This is a genomic window from Isoptericola sp. NPDC019482, from assembly GCF_040632295.1.
Taxonomy (GTDB): Bacteria; Actinomycetota; Actinomycetes; order Actinomycetales; family Cellulomonadaceae; genus Isoptericola.
Genome location: NZ_JBEYBQ010000031.1, coordinates 1 through 15,376, shown reverse-complemented (window position 1 = coordinate 15,376; position 15,376 = coordinate 1). Strand labels below are relative to the sequence as shown.

The following is a 15,376-nucleotide window of genomic DNA, read 5'->3' as shown; positions in this document are numbered from 1 at the left end:
GAGGGCCGGCTCAGGCGTCTCGCGGTGTCGGGGCCAGGACGCGCACGAGGTGGTCGAACGGGGCGAGGTCGTCCAGGTTCGCGGTCATCACGGCCGCGCCGTGGCGGTGGGCCTGCGCGACGATGAGCGCGTCCTTGCTGCGGACGCGCGCCCCGGTCGCCCGGGCTCCGGCGGCGATGATCCCGTACGAGCGGGTGCACGCGAGGTCGAACTCGATCCACCGGAACCGGTCGTCGAGCTCAGCCAGCCGGCGGGCGCGGACCGCCATCGACTCCCGGGACGGCGCGGCCTCGACGCCGAACTCGAGCTCGGCGCGCGAGAGGATGCTCGCTCCGTAGGCATCGTCGGGGTCGAAGCGGTAGTGCTCCAGGTCGATGAGCACGTTCGTGTCGAGCAGGATCATCGACGGCCGGCCCAGGGGTCGCTGACGTCGTCGTCGAGGTCGCGCGCGGTGTCCGCGTGCCACCGTTCGGCCTCTGCCGGGGCGATCGGGGTCAGGTCCGCCAGGACGGTCCCGGAGACCCACCGGGCAGGGGCGGTGCTCTCCGGAGCGAGGACGACGCCGGTCGCCTTGCCGTAGGCAGTGATCTCCAGGGCCTCGCCGGACTCCAGGACGCGTTGGATCGCGGCGGCAGGGTTCTGCTTGAGGTCGCGGGTGCCGACGGTCTTCACGTACCCCAGGCTAGACCTGGTGTAGACGCGCGTCTGCACCAGGTCTGGCAGGTGTCAGGCGCGCAGAGCCTGCTCCACGTCCTCGACGAGGTCCCGCGGGTCCTCGAGGCCGATCGACAGGCGCACGGTGGTCTCGGCGATGCCCACCTTGGCGCGGCCCTCGGGGCCGAGCTTGCGGTGCGTCGTCGTGGCGGGGTGCGTGATGATCGACTTCGCGTCGCCGAGGTTGTTGGAGATGTCGACGACCTGCAGGGCGTCGAGGAACGCGAACGTGCGCTTCTTCGCCTCCGCCGGCTCGGTGCCCTCGGGCACCGCGAGGTCGAACGTCACGACCGTGCCGCCGCCGGACTGCTGGGACTTCGCCAGCTCGTGCTGCGGGTGCGAGGGCAGGAACGGGTAGCGCACCCCGGTCACGCCGTCGAGCGCCTCGAGGGCGGTCGCGACCTCCAGCGCCGCCGCGTTCTGGGCGCGCACGCGCACGTCGAGCGTCTCGAGGCCCTTGAGCAGCACCCACGCGTTGAACGGGCTCAGCGACGGGCCCGTGTTGCGCACGAACGTCTGCACCGGCCCGGAGAGGAACTCCTCCGAGCCGAGGATCGCGCCGCCGAGCACGCGCCCCTGCCCGTCGATGTGCTTGGTGGCCGAGTACACGACGACGTCGGCGCCGAGCTCGAGCGGCTTCTGCAGCACCGGCGTCGCGAACACGTTGTCCACCACGACGACGGCGCCGGCGGCGTGCGCGAGCTCCGCCACCCGCCGCACGTCCACGAGGTCCTGCATGGGGTTGGACGGCGACTCGAAGAACACGACGTCGGCCGGCGTGGCCAGGGCCTCCTCCCACTGCGAGATCACGTGCCCGTCGACCAGGTCGACGCGCACGCCCCACTTGGCGAGGATCTCGTCGTAGATGACGTTGGTGGACCCGAACAGGGCTCGTGCCGACACGATGCGCGAACCGCTGGAGACCAGCGCGGCGAGGGCGTTGAAGACCGCCGACATGCCCGACGCCGTGGCGTAGCAGGCCTCGGCGCCCTCGATGAGGCGCAGCCGCTCCTCGAACGTGTGCACCGTCGGGTTGCCGTACCTCGAGTACAGGAACTGGGACCGCTCGCCGGCGAACGCCGCCTCGGCGTCCGCCGCCGAGCCGTACGTGTACCCCTGGGTGAGGAACAGGCCCTCGGACATCTCCTGGAAGTCCGAGCGACGGTGCCCGCCGCGCACGGCGAGGGTCGCGGGGCGGACCGTGGCGGGCAGCGGGCGCGAGCCACCGAAGGTCGTCGGGTCGGCGCCGGGGCCGGTCGGGACCTGCGTGTCGCTCATCGGGCCTGCTCCGGCTGCTGCGGGGTCGTCCGCGTCGCGGCGTCGTACGTGCCCCAGGGCAGGCCGCGCACCTTCCAGCCCTCGCGGTCGCGCACGCCGTCGAAGCCGGGGCCGCCCTCGAAGCCCTCGAGCACGTTGTACGCCGGCCCCAGGCCGGACGACGTCGCGAGGCGCGCCGCACCGATCGAGCGCTGGCCGGAGCGGCACAGGAAGACGATCGGCCGGTCCGCGGTCAGCCCCGCGGCGGCGAGCTCGGCGAGGAAGCCGGCGTTCGGGCGCCCGCCCGCCTGCACCCACTCGACGAAGAGGGGCTTCTTACCGGCGGTCGCGGTGTCCGGCACGCCGATCGCGCGCCACTCGCCCTCGGTGCGCACGTCCACGAGGACGGCGTCGGGGTCGCCGGCGAGCAGGTCCCACGCCTGCTGCGGGGTGAGGTCGCCGGCGTAGCCCTCGGCGGGGCGGGGATCGATCTGGGTGCTCATCGCAGTCCTCCCATCGGTCGTGGCGGTAGCACCCTCGTCCGTCCCGGACGCCGTCGACGGCGCCCGGCCCGCGGGTTGCTGCGGCGTCGACGTGCCACGTCACTCGGCCGCTCGGGATGGTCACGGCGATCGTACGACAGCCGTCCGCGTGCTGGTCACCCCGTCTCGCGACCCGAGCGGCGCCGGACCTCTATGCGCCCGGACGCCCCCGGCCGGTAAAGTTGCGGTCAGATTCCGGGCAAGATCACGTCGAACGCGAGGTGGGGCCATGTCGATCCTCAGCACGATCAAGGGCTGGTTCCGGCGCGAGCGGGAGGAGCCGCTCGAGCGCCCGCGCGACCTGCCTCCGCCGGGCCCCGAGGGTGGGCGCCCCCACGAGGCGCCGTACCCCCAGGGCGCGGACAACGTGCTCGGCTGGCGCAGCGGCCCCGGCATCTGACCCACGGTCCGCCCTCGACGGGTCGGTCGGTCGTCTTCGCCGACGTGGGCCTGCGGGCGCGCGCCGGAGGCCAGGACGGTGCGCGGGGCACGGGTCCGGTGTCTCACGCGCCCGCATCGTGAGAAGGGCCAGGTCTCCGCTTGACCGTGTGGTGCTGCGCACGCACCATGGGCGGCAGGTCAAGAGCGCCAGCGCGAAGCCCCGGCTCGCTGGCCGGCAACCCTCCTCTCGCGGCGGGGTGCCCCGGGTGACGACCTGGCCCCACGCCGTCCGGCGTGCGGGCAAGCGCGGGGAGCCACCTCCCCGGCACGACCGAGGAGGACCACGCATGACCACGCTCACCACTGCGCCTGCGGTGCCCACTGTGCCTGTGGTGCGCGCCGCCGCCGTGCACGACGTCGCCCCCGTGCTGCCCGTCGTCGGCGGCGACACGCTCGTGCCGCTCGTCGACGGCCGCCAGGTGCCGTACGCCAACCTCGACGTCGCGGCGTCGGCGCCCGCCCTGCAGGCCGTGGCCGACCGGGTCGCGCGCGTGCTGCCGCTGTACGCCAGCGTGCACCGCGGCGCCGGCTACCTGTCCCAGGTCTCGACCGCCCTGTACGAGACGGCGCGCCGCACGATCGGCGCGTTCGTCGGCGCCCGCGAGGACGACCTCACGATCGTCACCCGCAACACCACGGACTCGCTCAACCTGCTCGCGGGCTGCGTGCCCGCCGACCCGGCCACCGGCGAGCCGGGCCGCGTCCTCGTGCTCGACATCGAGCACCACGCCAACCTGCTGCCCTGGCAGCGCGTCACCGATGCGACCGTCGTCACGGGCGGGCCGTCGGTGTCCGCCACCCTCGCGGAGCTCGAGGAGGAGCTGAGCTCCGCCGCGGCCGCGGGCCGGCCCTACGCCTTGCTCGCGCTCACCGGCGCCTCCAACGTCACGGGCGAGGCGCTGCCCGTGGCCGACGTCGTCGCCGCCGCCCACGGCGCGGGCGCGCGCGTCGTGCTCGACGGCGCCCAGCTGGTGCCGCACCGCCGCTTCTCGCTCGCGGCCACGGGCGTCGACTACGTCGCCTTCTCGGGCCACAAGACGTACGCGCCCTTCGGGGCGGGGGTCCTGGTCGGCCGGCGCGACTGGCTCGACGCCGGCACCCCGTACCTGGCCGGCGGCGGCGCCGTGCGGCGCGTGCGCACCACGACGACCGACTGGCACGAGGGCCCCGCCCGGCACGAGGCCGGGTCGCCCAACGTCGTGGGCGCGGTGGCGCTCGCGGCCGCGTGCGACGAGCTCGCCGCCCTCGACCCGTGGGCCGCGTCCGAGCACGAGGACGCGCTGCGGCGCCGGCTCGTGGACGGGCTCGGCGAGATCGACCGCGTCGAGGTCGTGCACGTGTGGGACGACGCCGTCGACCCGGTGGGCGTGGTGACGTTCACCGTCACCGGCTACGACCCGGGCCTCGTCGCCGCGTACCTGTCCGCGGAGCACGGCATCGGCGTGCGCGACGGCCGGTTCTGCGCCCACCCGCTGCTCGGTCGCCTCGGGTTCGACGCCGGCGCCGTGCGCGCGTCGGTGGGGCTCGGCACCGCGGGCGAGGAGGTCGAGCGGCTCGTCGCCGCCGTCCGTTCGCTCGTCACCGAGGGCCCGCAGGCGCAGTACGACGTCGTGGACGGCCTGTGGGTCGTCGTCGACGACCCGCGCCCCGTGCCCGAGGGCTCCGGCCTGGAGGGGCTGCTCGCCACCGCCGCGCTGGGCGCCGACGAGGCGTTCGGCTGCCTGCCTGACGACGTCTGAGCCGCCGCCGTCCCGCCCGCCCGCGACAGGACGCGACGGGCCGGGACATGACGACGGGGCGCCACCTTGCGGTGGCGCCCCGTCGTGTCAGCGGGTCACCGGTTGAACGCGTCCTTGACGTCGTCGCCCGCCTGCTTGAGGTTCGCGCTGGCCTGCTGGGCCTTGCCCTCGGCCTCTTTGCTCTCGTCGTCGGTGAGCTTGCCCGTGGCTTCCTTGGCCTTGCCTTCGGCCTCTTCCGCCAGGTGCTTGGCCTTGTCTCCCAGTCCCATCGGGGCTCCTTCCGTCGTACGAACGACCTCGGGAATCGACGGTAAACGCCTGTCCGCCGCCTCGCACGCCGACGTCTCAGGTCGTGGTCCGTGCCCTGGTCAGCGTCCGCCGTCACCAGGCCGCCGGGTGCCGGTCCGCCCAGCGCAGCCGGTCCTCGAGCTGGGCGGCGAGGGCGAGGAGCGTCGTCTCCCCGCCGGGCCGCCCGATCAGCTGCACGCCCATCGGCAGCCCGTCGTCGGTCCACCGCGTGGGCACGGTGATCGCGGGCAGGCCGGCCACGTTGAGCATCGACGTCCACGGCGTGTACTGGCACTGCTGCTCGAAGTTGCGCTCCGGGTCCTCGGGGTCGAACCAGCCGAGCGGGCGCGGCGTCATCGCGAGCGCGGGGGTGACGACGGCGTCGAACCGCGACACCTGCGCGACCAACCGGCGCTCGAAGGCGGTGAGGGCGCGCAGCGCCTCGGTGAGCTCGCGGGCGGGCACCTGGCGGCCGCGGCCGATGAGCCACCGGGTGAGCGGCTCGAGGCGGTCGAGGCGTGCGGGGTCGTCGATCGGCACCGCGGACGCGCCCGCCATCCACAGGGTGCGGAACGCGGGGCCGTACGTCGGCTCGGGCTCGAGGGACAGGCCGTCCACCTCGTGCCCGAGCCCGGTGAGCGTCGCCACGCCGGTGTCGAGGGCGTCGCGTGCCTCGTCCGACGTCGTGATCGCGTAGAAGTCGTCCCAGGCGGAGTCGGTCGTGACGGCCACCCGGAACCTGCCCTGCACGTCCTCGCCGCCGCTGCCCGCCACCTCGCCTCGCCGTGCCGCGGCCAGGTACTCCCCGGCGCGGGCCGACGGCGCGCGCAGCGTCAGCGGGTGGGCCACCCGTCCGTCGGGCGTCCGGGTGAGCATCCCCTCGAGCAGCAGCGCGGTGTCCTCCGTGGTGCGGGCGAGGGGCCCGTCCACGACCAGACCGCCGAGCGACTCCTGCCCCGACCCGGCGGGCACGAGTCCGCGGCTCGGCTTGAGCCCGACGACGCCGCACGCCGCGGCGGGGATGCGCACCGACCCGCCGCCGTCGGACCCGGGCGCGCACGGCAGCAGGCCTGCCGCGACGGCGACGGCGGCGCCCCCGCTCGACCCGCCCGCCCCGAGCGACGGGTCCCACGGGTTGCGCGCCACCGGCCCGGCCAGCGGCTCCGTGTACGCGGGGAAGCCGAGCTCGGGCGCCGTCGTGCGGCCGAGGCTCACCATGCCGGCGGCGTCGAGGACGTCGACGATCTCGTCGCTCACCGGCGCCACCACGGCGTCGTCGCCCGCGAAGGCGCGGGAGCCGAACCCGGCAGGCACGCCGGCCCGCAGCCACAGGTCCTTGTCCCCGCCGGGCAGCCCCCACAGCACGCCCCGGGTCTCCGCGCCGTCCCGCTCGAGGCGGGCCGCCCGCTCGCGCGCCGCCGCGGGGGTGACGCTGACGAAGGCCCCCAGCGCGGGGTTGGCGCGCTCGATCCGGGCCAGGAAGTGGTCGGCCACCTCGGTCGGCGTGAGCTCTCCCGCGCGCAGCAGGTCACGCAGCCGGGCGGCCGTCATCTCGTGCAGGGCGTCGTCCATGCTCCGCACGCTACCTATCCAGCCCCTCCGGGCGCCGAACAGGCGGTTGACACCGTGATCGCGACGATCTTGGACGGATTCCGGCATCAACCTCCTGTTCGGCGAGGATGGGGCGCGTGACCCACGACCTCGTCCTCGCCGGCCACGGCGTGCGGCTGGAGCCGCTCGGCCCGCAGCACGCCGCCGCGCTGCTGCCCCTCGTCGACGCCGACCTCTGGTTCGGCATGACCTCGCCCGTACCGACGACGGTCGAGGACCTCGAGGCGTGGATCGCCGCCGGCGTCGCGACGCCGGGCACGATGGCGTTCGCCGTCGTGGGCGACGACGGCGCGGTCCGCGGGTCCACCCGCTTCTACGAGCTGGCCCCCGGGCCGCGCCGCGTGGAGATCGGCACCACGTTCTACGGGCGCGACTGGTGGGGCGGCACGACCAACCCCGCGTGCAAGCTCCTGCTGCTGCGGCACGCGTTCGAGGAGTGGGGGATGCGCCGGGTCGCGCTGCGCGCCGACTCGCGCAACACACGATCGTGCGGGGCCATCCAGCGGCTCGGCGCGAAGCCCGAGGGCGTGCTGCGCAAGCACCGCGTCGCCGCCGACGGCACGGTGGGGGACACCGCGTACTTCTCGATCGTCGACGACGAGTGGCCCGACGTCCGCGCGGGCCTCGAGGCACGACTCGCCTGACCCCCGACCTCGACGCCTGTTCGGCGCGGGTCAGCGCAGCAGGGGCGCGACCTCCTGCCCGAGGAAGGCCGCGAAGGCGTCGAGGTCCGGCTCGTCCAGGGTCGGCTGCGCGACGACCGTCGAGACGCCCAGGTCGACGTAGCGGCGCAGCCCGTCGGCGACCTCCTCCGCGGTCCCCCAGCTCGCGTGGTCGGCGAGCACGTCGTCGGACGTGGCGTCGACGTCCCACCGCGCGAGGGACCGGCGCAGCCGGTCGGCCGCGCCGTCGCCGGTGGCGACCTGGGCGAACGCGACCGTCCGGAACGGGTGCTCGCCCTCGGGCGCGGACTCGGCGACGGGCGGCAGGCCGGCGGCAGCGCGTCCCTCGTCCACGAGCGCGACCGCCTGACGGGCCCCGGAGACGCCCGTGTCGCCGTCGATGACCACTCCCTGGGCGATCTCGCCCACCAGCCGCAGCGACTTGGGCCCCTTCGCCGCGGCGACGACGAGGGGCGCGACGGCGGGCGCCCAGTCGAGCGCGACGTCGTCGAGCGTCACGTAGCGCCCGGACGTCGTGACGTGCTCCCCGGCGAGCAGCGCGCGCAGGGCGCCGACCTGCTCGCGCATGAGCGTCAGCGGCGACGCCACCCGGGCGCCGACCTGGCCCATCCAGCTCTGCACGCCGTGCCCGACGCCGGGGACGAAGCGGCCGGGGAACATGCCGTCGAGCGTTGCCGTCTCCATCGCGGTGAGGGCCACGTTGCGCAGCGGCAGCGGCATGACGCCGATCCCGACGCGCAGGCGCTCCGTCGCGGCCAGCATCGCCGCCGCGGCGGACGGGCCGGACTCGAGGAAGCAGTCCTCCCACAGCCACACCTCGTCGAGGCCGGCGGCCTCGGCGGTGCGGGCGAACGGGACGAACCGCGAGGGCGGGTTGCCGTAGGGCGCGAGGATGCAGCCGAGGGTCACCATGGGCCGATCCTGCCCCAGTCCCGTCCGTCGAGGTAGTACCGGATCCCACGAGGTAGTACAGATGCTGCCGAGGTAGTCCCCGATCAGCGACGGCGGACGCGCAGGACGGCGGAGTCCACGCGCGGCAGGGGCCGGAACGCGCGCCGCGGCACGGGCGCGCCGACGTCGAGCACGAACCGGCGCGCGTGGCGCGCGCCCGGCGGCACAGGGCAGCAGCGCGGCCGGGGTGCAGCTCGACCGCCAGCACGCGTGCGCCTGCCCGCACGGACTTTTCGCACCGGGATGCCGAACAGGCGGGGGACACCGTTATCGGGCCTGGGGGAGCACGATAACGGTGTCAACCGCCTGTTCGGCGTCGGGCGGAGCCCGGTCAGAGCGGGGTGACCGTGCCCCGGAAGTGCTGGCGGCGCCGGCCGCCGTTCCATCCGACGTACGCGAAGCCGTCGTCGTCGGGCGTCACGGCCACGTCCACGGTGCCGGGGAGCAGCACGGGGGAGGCGAACTCGACCGTCCAGCGGTAGGCGTCGCCGCGCGCGTGCCCGACGTCGGCCAGGGCGCGCGCCGCCGTGTACATGCCGTGGGCGATGGCGCGCGGGAAGCCGAACGCCTTCGCGGACAGCGCCGACAGGTGGATGGGGTTCCGGTCGCCCGAGACGGCGCCGTACGCGCGGCCGGTGCCCGGCCCGAGCGCCCACCGACCGGTCGGCAGCGGCGGCGTCCACGTGCCCGCGGGCGCGCGGTCCTCGGCGTCCGCCGCCTCGTCCCGCGGGGCTTCCGCCTCGTCGGACCAGGGCAGGTGGAAGCCCTTGGCGAGGTAGGTCGACACGCCCCGCCACACCGGCCCGGCGCCGGGGTCGGCCTGGCGCCGCACCTCGGCGACGAGGTCCACCTGCACGCCCCGCTTGTGCGGGCGCAGGTGCTCGGCCCACGCGCGCACCTCGAGCAGGTCGCCCGCGACGACGGGCCCGCGCAGCTCGACGGCATTCGCCAGGTGCACCATCCCCAGCAGCGGCAGCGGGAAGTCGCCGCGCACCATGACCGCGGTCGCCAGCGGGAAGGCGAGCACGTGCAGGTAGCCCGCGGGCAGCACGTCGGTGACCGGCTCGTGCAGCAGCCGCTGGTAGTCGTGCAGGTGATGGGCGAGGTCCGCCGTCGGGACGCCGGTGACGCGGTACGCGACGTCGGGCAGGGTCAGCGGTGCGGCCTCGCCCTCGACCTCCGACCGGCCCTGGCCGATGACGGGCAGGCCCGGCATCGCGCGCCCCGCGGCGATGCGGCCCGAAGCGGCGGCGCCGCGCGCGTAGAGGCTGCCGAGGCCCGGCAGGGTGGGCAGGGTCTCGACGCGCAGCGGCTCGCCGGCGCTGGTGGCCGGCCCTTGCGCCGGCCTGCTCGCCGTCACCGCCCCACCAGGTTCTGGCCGCAGACGCGCAGCACCTGGCCGTTGACGCCGGCGGACGCCGGCGACGCGAGGAAGACGATCGCCTCGGCGACGTCGACCGGCTGTCCGCCCTGCTGCAGCGAGTTGAGCCGCCGGGCCACCTCGCGGGTCGCGAAGGGGATCGACGCCGTCATCTCGGTCTCGATGAAGCCGGGCGCGACGGCGTTCGCGGTACCGCCGTGGGCCGCGGCCAGCGGCGCCGTGGCGCGGGTGTGCCCGATGACGCCCGCCTTGGAGTAGCCGTAGTTCGTCTGGCCCTTGTTGCCGGCGATGCCGGACGTCGACGCGAGCGACACGATGCGCAGCCCCTCGACGCGGTCCCCGCCGTCGAGCCCGAGCAGCTGCTCGTTGATCCGCAGCTGGGCCTCGAGGTTGACCGCGATGACGGCGTCCCACTGGGCCGGCTTCATGTTGGCCAGCAGCTTGTCGCGCAGGATCCCGGCGTTGTGCACCACGACGTCGAGGCCGCCGTGACGGGTGCGCGCGTGCTCGAGGATCCGGCGCCCGGCGTCGTCCGCGGTCACGTCGAGCTGCAGGGCCGTGCCGCCCACCGCGTTGGCGGTGCGGGCCAGGCCCTCGCCGGCCGCGGGCACGTCCACGCACACGACGGTGGCGCCGTCGCGGGCGAGGGTCTTCGCGATCGCGGCGCCGATGCCCCGCGCGGCCCCGGTGACGACGGCGACCTTCCCCGCCAGCGGTCGGTCCCAGTCGGCGGGAGTCTCGGCGTCCGCCGGCCCGACCGGCAGCAGCTGGCCGTCCACGTACGCCGACCGGGCGGACAAGAAGAACCGCAGCGTCGCGAGGGCGGAGGTGTCGTCGACGGCGGCGCCGTCGGTGAGCACGATCCCGTTGCCGGTGGCGCCGGCGCGCAGCTCCTTCGCGAGCGAGCGCAGGAAGCCGTCGACGCCGTTGCGCGCCGCGGCCAGGGCCGGGGCGTCGCCGTCGGCGGCCGCGCGCGAGACGGTGACGACGCGCCCGTTGGTGGCGAGCCGACGCAGGACCGAGCCCGTGGCCAGCACCGCCGCGGAGACGTCGGTGGGGCGCTGAGTCTCGGTGAGCACCAGCAGGACGGCGCCCCAGCGGGCGTCGTCGGTGGGCTGGCGGCGCACGTCGAGGCCCCAGCCGAGCAGCTCCTTCGCGAGCGCGTCCGCGTCGGTGGTCGAGGCATCGTCGGAGACGACGAGCACCGGCCCGACGGTGAGCGGGTCGCCCGCGCGGAAGCGCCGCAGGATCGCGGGCCGGGGCAGGCCCAGCTTCTTCGCGAGCGTCTTGGTGAAGCCGGAGTTGACGGCCTTGGTGTAGGAGTCGGTCATCTCGTTCCTCTCCCGATCAGACGGACTCGACGACGGCGGTGGCACCGAGGCCGCCCGCGGCGCAGATGGAGATCAGGGCACGGGCCGGCCGGCCGGTCTCGGCCGCCTTCGCGGCGACGAGCTTGGCGGCCGTGGCGAGGATGCGCCCGCCGGTGGCGGCGAACGGGTGGCCGGCGGCGAGCGAGGAGCCGTTGACGTTGAGCTTCTCCCGGTCGATGCTGCCGAGCGGCGCCTCGAGGCCGAGCTCCGTCTTGCAGTAGTCGGCATCCTCCCAGGCGGCGAGCGTCGTGAGGACGGTCGACGCGAAGGCCTCGTGGATCTCGAAGAAGTCGAAGTCGTCGAGGGTCAGGCCGTTGCGGGCCAGCAGGCGCGGCACGGCGTGCACGGGCGCCATGAGCAGGCCGTCGTGGCCGTGCACGAAGTCGACGGCGGCGGTCTCGGCGTCCACCAGGCGCGCGAGCACCGGCAGGTCGCGCTCGGCGGCCCACTCGGCCGACGACAGCAGCACCGTGGAGGCGCCGTCGGTCAGCGGGGTGGAGTTGCCGGCCGTCATGGTCGGCTCGGCGGGCTCGGCCAGGCCGCGGCCGAACACGGGCTTGAGCTTCGCGAGCTTCTCCAGCGAGCTGTCCGCGCGCAGGTTGTCGTCGCGGGTCAGGCCGCGGAACGGCGTGACCAGGTCGTCGAAGAACCCGGCGTCCCACGCTGCGGCGAGGTGCTGGTGGCTGGCGAGCGCGACCTCGTCCTGCGCGGCGCGGGAGATGCCCCAGCGGGCGGTGGTGATCGCCTGGTGCTCGCCCATCGACAGGCCGGTGCGCGGCTCGTCGGTGGCCGGGGTGAGCGGCTTGAGGTCGGAGGGCCGGATCTTGGCGAAGGCCTTGAGCCGGGCCTGGAGGGTCTTGGCGTGCGACGCGTCGAGCAGCGCGCGGCGCAGGCCCTCGCTCACGGCGACGGGGGCGTCGGAGACGGTGTCCGTGCCGCCGGCGATACCCGACTCGATCTGGCCGAGGCGGATCTTGTTCGCGACGGTGATCGCGGCCTCGAGGCCGGTCGCGCACGCCTGCTGCAGGTCGAACGCGGGGGTCTGGGGCGACAGCGACGACCCGAGCACGGACTCGCGGACCAGGTTGAAGTCGCGCGAGTGCTTCAGGACCGCGCCGCCCACGACCTCACCGATGCGCTCGCCCTGCAGGCCGAAGCGGGCCACGAGGCCCTCGAGGGCCGCGGTGAACATCTCCTGGTTGGAGGCGTCGGCGTACTTCTTGCCGGCGCGCGAGAACGGGATGCGGTTGCCGCCCACGATCACGGCGTCGCGCACGCCGGCGGGGGCGGACGGGTTCGCTTCGCGGGTGTTCCGGGAGGTGCCGGACGGCTTGCGTGTAGCCACAGGGGTAGATCCTTCACTCCGTCGGTCAGGTAGGACTCACAGTACCTGATACTCTCAGTCTCGTGAGACGAGTCACAAGGTGCGGCCGATGAGGGCCGCGGAACAGCTCGACGCCCGTTCGACCCCGGACGCGCGGTCGGCCCTCGACGGTCGTTCGACCCGTTGGGACGACCATCGTGCCGCGCGGCGGGCGCAGCTCGTCAACGCCGCGCGCAAGGCGGTGCACCGCGAGGGCCCCGGGGTCTCCATGGACGAGATCGCCGGCGAGGCGGGCACGTCCAAGTCGATCGTCTACCGGTACTTCGAGGACAAGGCGGGACTGCGCCTCGCCGTGGCCGCGAACGTCGTCGCGACGATGCACGACGCCCTGCGCGAGGCCGCCGAGGCCGCACCCACCCCGCACGCCGCGCTGCGCGCGATGGTGCGGGTGTACCTCGAGATGATCGAGCACTCGCCCAACGTCTACTGGTTCGTCACCCGGACCGCCATCGGCGGCAACGAGCCCGCGCCCGGCGCCGCCGGGACGGGCCAGGTCGAGGCGCTCGGCGCGTACCTCGACTCCGTCATCGAGCTGGTGGCCGAGCCCTTCGCCAAGGCCGTGCAGGTGCCGCCGGCGCTCGCGGCGGCGTGGGCCGCCGGGGCCGTCGGATTCGTGCGCGGCGCCGGCGAGTGGTGGCTCGGCCACGGCTCGGGACCTGCCGGGGCCGACCGGCTCACCCGGGAGGAGCTCACCGAGCAGGTGACGCTCTGGCTGTGGACCGGCCCCGTCGGCGTCCTCCACCACGAGGGCGTGACGCCTCCCGTCCCTTCGACCTCCCACCCCGCACAACCGCAGGAGAACCGATGACCACGACGTCCGACCGCCCCGCGACGACGCAGGCCGCGCCCGCCCCCAAGGCGACCCCGCGCGTCGACGTCGCCGGCCTGTCCGAGCAGCTGCTCGGCCGGTGGCCGGAGTGGCGCCGCCACGCCCGCGCCCGCTCGACCGACCCGACCTTCTGGAAGGACGAGTCGCTCTCGATGGCGGAGCACCGCGAGCGCGTGCTCGAGCAGATGAAGCTGCTCGCGACCGACCCGAAGCACCAGGTGTGGCTCGGGTACCCGACGCGCCTCGGCGGCGCCGACTCCCCGGGCGCGAACCTGGCGGGCTTCGAGGAGCTCGCCGTCGCCGACCCGTCGCTGCAGATCAAGGCGGGCGTCCAGTGGGGCCTCTTCGGCTCGGCGATCCTGCACCTGGGCACCCCGGAGCAGCAGGACCGCCTGCTGCCGGGCGCCATGGACCTGTCCGTGCCGGGCGCGTTCGCGATGACGGAGATCGGGCACGGCTCGGACGTCGCGTCGGTGGCCACCACGGCCACCTACGACCCGGAGACGGAGGAGTTCGAGATCCACACGCCGTTCCGCGCGGCGTGGAAGGAGTTCCTCGGCAACGCGGCGGTGCACGCCACGGCGGCTACCGTCTTCGCGCAGCTCATCACGAACGGCGTCAACCACGGCGTGCACTGCTTCTACGTGCCGGTGCGCGAGACGGGGCCCGACGGCCGGGCTGGGGCGTTCCTGCCCGGGATCAGCGGGCACGACGACGGGCTCAAGGGCGGCCTGCGCGGCGTCGACAACGGGCGCCTCGCGTTCGACCACGTGCGCATCCCGCGCGCCGACCTCCTGGCCCGCTACGGGGCGGTCGCCGCCGACGGCACGTACTCGTCGTCGATCGACAGCCCCGGCCGCCGCTTCTTCACCATGCTCGGCTCGCTGGTGCAGGGCCGGGTGTCGCTGGACGGTGCCGCGTCGACGGCGTCCAAGCTGGGCCTGGCCATCGCCGTGAAGTACGGCGCCGAGCGTCGCCAGTTCACCTCGTCGTCGCCGATCGAGGAGACGGTGCTGCTGGACTACGCGACGCACCGCCGCCGCCTGTTCCCGCGCATCGCCGAGACGTACGCGACGCACTTCGCGCACGACCGCCTGCTCGACCTGTTCGACGACGTCTTCTCCGGCGAGAAGGACACCCCCGAGAACCGCGAGGACCTCGAGACGATGGCGGCGGCGCTCAAGGCGACGTCGACGACGTTCGTGCTGGAGACGCTGCAGGAGGCCCGCGTGGCCTGCGGCGGCGCCGGCTTCATCACCGAGAACCGCATCACGAGCCTGCACCACGACATGGACGTGTACGCCACGTTCGAGGGCGACAACACGGTGCTGCTGCAGCTCGTCGCGAAGCGCCTCGTGGGCGACTACGCCAAGGCGCTCAAGGGGGCCACGTCGACGCCGGCCGGCATCGCCCGGTTCGTCGTCGACCGCGCCGCGGACGCCGCGCTGCACCGCACCGGCCTGCGTCGCGCAGGCCAGGCGCTCGCTGACGCCGGCGACCCGCGCCGCGCCGCCGGGCACCTGCGCGACTCCGAGACGCAGCGCGAGCTGCTCGCCGACCGCGTCGCGACCATGGTCGAGGAGGTCGCCATGGCCCTGCGCCCCGCGCAGAAGGCCGACCCCGCGACGGCCGCGCGGATCTTCGACGAGAACCAGGTGCAGCTCGTCGAGGCGGCCAAGGCGCACGCGGACCTGCTGCGCTGGTCGGCGTTCACCGACGCGCTCGAGCAGATCGAGGATCCGGGGACGCGCCGCGTCATGACCTGGGTGCGCGACGTCTTCGGGCTCACGCTCATCGAGCGCAACCTCGCCTGGTACCTCGTCAACGGCCGCCTGTCGGTGCAGCGCGCGCGCACCGTGACGTCGTACGTGAACCGGCTGCTCGACCGCCTGCGCCCGCACGCCGTCGACCTGGTCGACGCGTGGGGCTACGGCCAGGACCACCTCCGGGCCGTCATCGCGTCCGGCATCGAGGCGGAGCGGCAGGACGAGGCGCGCGCGTACTACGCGCAGCAGCGGGCCGACGGCACCGCGCCGGTCAGCGAGAAGGCGCTGAAGAAGCAGAAGCGCTCCTGACGCCGAGATAGAGAAGCCCGGACGGGGCGCCGCCCCCGCCGGCCCGCGCCGGGACGAGAAAAAACCGCGGGGGGGTGCGGGTGGACGGGGCGGGGGGGGGGGGGGCGCCCC

The 15,376-nt window shown here is 74.8% G+C and carries 15 protein-coding genes and 1 riboswitch; of the genes, 5 read left to right on the top strand and 10 right to left on the bottom strand.

Annotation, left to right across the window (positions count from 1 at the left end):
* Nucleotides 1-10: 10 nt before the first annotated feature.
* The 4 genes from ABZ493_RS17075 to ABZ493_RS17060 are packed head-to-tail and all read right to left on the bottom strand — an operon-like array spanning nucleotide 11 to nucleotide 2,474.
* A complete protein-coding gene (locus ABZ493_RS17075) occupies nucleotides 11-403 on the bottom strand; it encodes a PIN domain-containing protein (RefSeq protein WP_430583346.1) in 393 nt (130 codons plus the stop codon).
* Nucleotides 400-672 carry a hypothetical protein gene (locus tag ABZ493_RS17070; protein ID WP_430583345.1) on the bottom strand — a complete coding sequence of 91 codons (273 nt, stop codon included), beginning with the start codon at nucleotides 670-672 and terminating at the stop codon, nucleotides 400-402. The genes ABZ493_RS17075 and ABZ493_RS17070 overlap by 4 nt, the downstream gene beginning before the upstream one ends.
* A 54-nt stretch (nucleotides 673-726) precedes the next feature.
* A complete protein-coding gene (locus ABZ493_RS17065; protein ID WP_430583344.1) occupies nucleotides 727-1,992 on the bottom strand; it encodes an O-succinylhomoserine sulfhydrylase in 1,266 nt (421 codons plus the stop codon).
* Nucleotides 1,989-2,474 (bottom strand): rhodanese-like domain-containing protein, encoded by a 486-nt coding sequence (locus ABZ493_RS17060; protein WP_430583343.1) that lies wholly within the window; start codon nucleotides 2,472-2,474, stop codon nucleotides 1,989-1,991. The genes ABZ493_RS17065 and ABZ493_RS17060 overlap by 4 nt, the downstream gene beginning before the upstream one ends.
* Nucleotides 2,475-2,742: 268 nt before the next feature.
* Between ABZ493_RS17060 and ABZ493_RS17055 the strand changes: the two genes are divergently transcribed.
* Nucleotides 2,743-2,913, top strand: a complete 171-nt coding sequence (locus ABZ493_RS17055) for a hypothetical protein (RefSeq protein ID WP_430583342.1) — start codon at nucleotides 2,743-2,745, stop codon at nucleotides 2,911-2,913.
* Between the two features lie 177 nt (nucleotides 2,914-3,090).
* Nucleotides 3,091-3,207, top strand: a riboswitch (SAM riboswitch).
* Nucleotides 3,208-3,241: 34 nt separating this feature from the next.
* A complete protein-coding gene (locus ABZ493_RS17050) occupies nucleotides 3,242-4,693 on the top strand; it encodes an aminotransferase class V-fold PLP-dependent enzyme (RefSeq protein ID WP_430583341.1) in 1,452 nt (483 codons plus the stop codon).
* Nucleotides 4,694-4,788: 95 nt separating this feature from the next.
* Here the strand turns inward: ABZ493_RS17050 and ABZ493_RS17045 are convergent, their stop codons facing one another.
* Complete coding sequence (locus ABZ493_RS17045; RefSeq protein ID WP_430583340.1) at nucleotides 4,789-4,962, bottom strand: CsbD family protein; 174 nt, start codon at nucleotides 4,960-4,962, stop codon at nucleotides 4,789-4,791.
* A 112-nt stretch (nucleotides 4,963-5,074) separates the two neighbouring features.
* A complete protein-coding gene (locus tag ABZ493_RS17040) occupies nucleotides 5,075-6,553 on the bottom strand; it encodes an amidase (protein WP_430583339.1) in 1,479 nt (492 codons plus the stop codon).
* Between the two features lie 116 nt (nucleotides 6,554-6,669).
* Here ABZ493_RS17040 and ABZ493_RS17035 point away from each other — a divergent pair, with 116 nt between their 5' ends.
* On the top strand, nucleotides 6,670-7,236 hold the full coding sequence (locus ABZ493_RS17035; protein ID WP_430583338.1) for a GNAT family protein: 567 nt from the start codon (nucleotides 6,670-6,672) through the stop codon (nucleotides 7,234-7,236).
* A 30-nt stretch (nucleotides 7,237-7,266) separates the two neighbouring features.
* On the opposite strand, the gene ABZ493_RS17030 is transcribed toward ABZ493_RS17035, so the two are convergent.
* From ABZ493_RS17030 to ABZ493_RS17015, 4 genes are all read right to left on the bottom strand, one after another.
* A complete protein-coding gene (locus ABZ493_RS17030) occupies nucleotides 7,267-8,187 on the bottom strand; it encodes an LLM class flavin-dependent oxidoreductase (protein ID WP_430583337.1) in 921 nt (306 codons plus the stop codon).
* Between the two features lie 370 nt (nucleotides 8,188-8,557).
* Entirely contained in the window at nucleotides 8,558-9,586 is a 1,029-nt protein-coding gene (locus tag ABZ493_RS17025) for a MaoC/PaaZ C-terminal domain-containing protein (RefSeq protein WP_430583336.1), read from the bottom strand.
* Nucleotides 9,583-10,938: a 3-oxoacyl-ACP reductase gene (locus ABZ493_RS17020; protein ID WP_430583335.1), complete on the bottom strand. Its 1,356-nt coding sequence runs from the start codon at nucleotides 10,936-10,938 to the stop codon at nucleotides 9,583-9,585. Before ABZ493_RS17020 ends, ABZ493_RS17025 begins: the two co-directional genes overlap by 4 nt.
* A gap of 16 nt (nucleotides 10,939-10,954) precedes the next feature.
* Nucleotides 10,955-12,253 (bottom strand): acetyl-CoA C-acetyltransferase, encoded by a 1,299-nt coding sequence (locus ABZ493_RS17015; protein ID WP_430583385.1) that lies wholly within the window; start codon nucleotides 12,251-12,253, stop codon nucleotides 10,955-10,957.
* Between the two features lie 157 nt (nucleotides 12,254-12,410).
* On the opposite strand from ABZ493_RS17015, the gene ABZ493_RS17010 reads away from it, so the two are divergent.
* Entirely contained in the window at nucleotides 12,411-13,169 is a 759-nt protein-coding gene (locus ABZ493_RS17010) for a TetR/AcrR family transcriptional regulator (protein ID WP_430583334.1), read from the top strand.
* The gene (locus ABZ493_RS17005) at nucleotides 13,166-15,265 is read left to right on the top strand and encodes an acyl-CoA dehydrogenase (RefSeq protein WP_430583333.1); all 2,100 of its coding nucleotides are present in this window, start codon (nucleotides 13,166-13,168) and stop codon (nucleotides 15,263-15,265) included. The genes ABZ493_RS17010 and ABZ493_RS17005 overlap by 4 nt, the downstream gene beginning before the upstream one ends.
* Nucleotides 15,266-15,376 lie beyond the last annotated feature (111 nt).

Bases quoted from the DNA above. Each gene is read 5' to 3' on its own strand.
- ABZ493_RS17075 (WP_430583346.1), bottom strand. From the start codon at position 403: ATGATCCTGCTCGACACGAACGTGCTCATCGACCTGGAGCACTACCGC.
- ABZ493_RS17065 (WP_430583344.1), bottom strand. From the start codon at position 1,992: ATGAGCGACACGCAGGTCCCGACCGGCCCCGGCGCCGACCCGACGACC.
- ABZ493_RS17060 (WP_430583343.1), bottom strand. From the start codon at position 2,474: ATGAGCACCCAGATCGATCCCCGCCCCGCCGAGGGCTACGCCGGCGAC.
- ABZ493_RS17055 (WP_430583342.1), top strand. From the start codon at position 2,743: ATGTCGATCCTCAGCACGATCAAGGGCTGGTTCCGGCGCGAGCGGGAG.
- ABZ493_RS17050 (WP_430583341.1), top strand. From the start codon at position 3,242: ATGACCACGCTCACCACTGCGCCTGCGGTGCCCACTGTGCCTGTGGTG.
- ABZ493_RS17045 (WP_430583340.1), bottom strand. From the start codon at position 4,962: ATGGGACTGGGAGACAAGGCCAAGCACCTGGCGGAAGAGGCCGAAGGC.
- ABZ493_RS17040 (WP_430583339.1), bottom strand. From the start codon at position 6,553: ATGGACGACGCCCTGCACGAGATGACGGCCGCCCGGCTGCGTGACCTG.
- ABZ493_RS17030 (WP_430583337.1), bottom strand. From the start codon at position 8,187: ATGGTGACCCTCGGCTGCATCCTCGCGCCCTACGGCAACCCGCCCTCG.
- ABZ493_RS17020 (WP_430583335.1), bottom strand. From the start codon at position 10,938: ATGACCGACTCCTACACCAAGGCCGTCAACTCCGGCTTCACCAAGACG.
- ABZ493_RS17010 (WP_430583334.1), top strand. From the start codon at position 12,411: ATGAGGGCCGCGGAACAGCTCGACGCCCGTTCGACCCCGGACGCGCGG.
- ABZ493_RS17005 (WP_430583333.1), top strand. From the start codon at position 13,166: ATGACCACGACGTCCGACCGCCCCGCGACGACGCAGGCCGCGCCCGCC.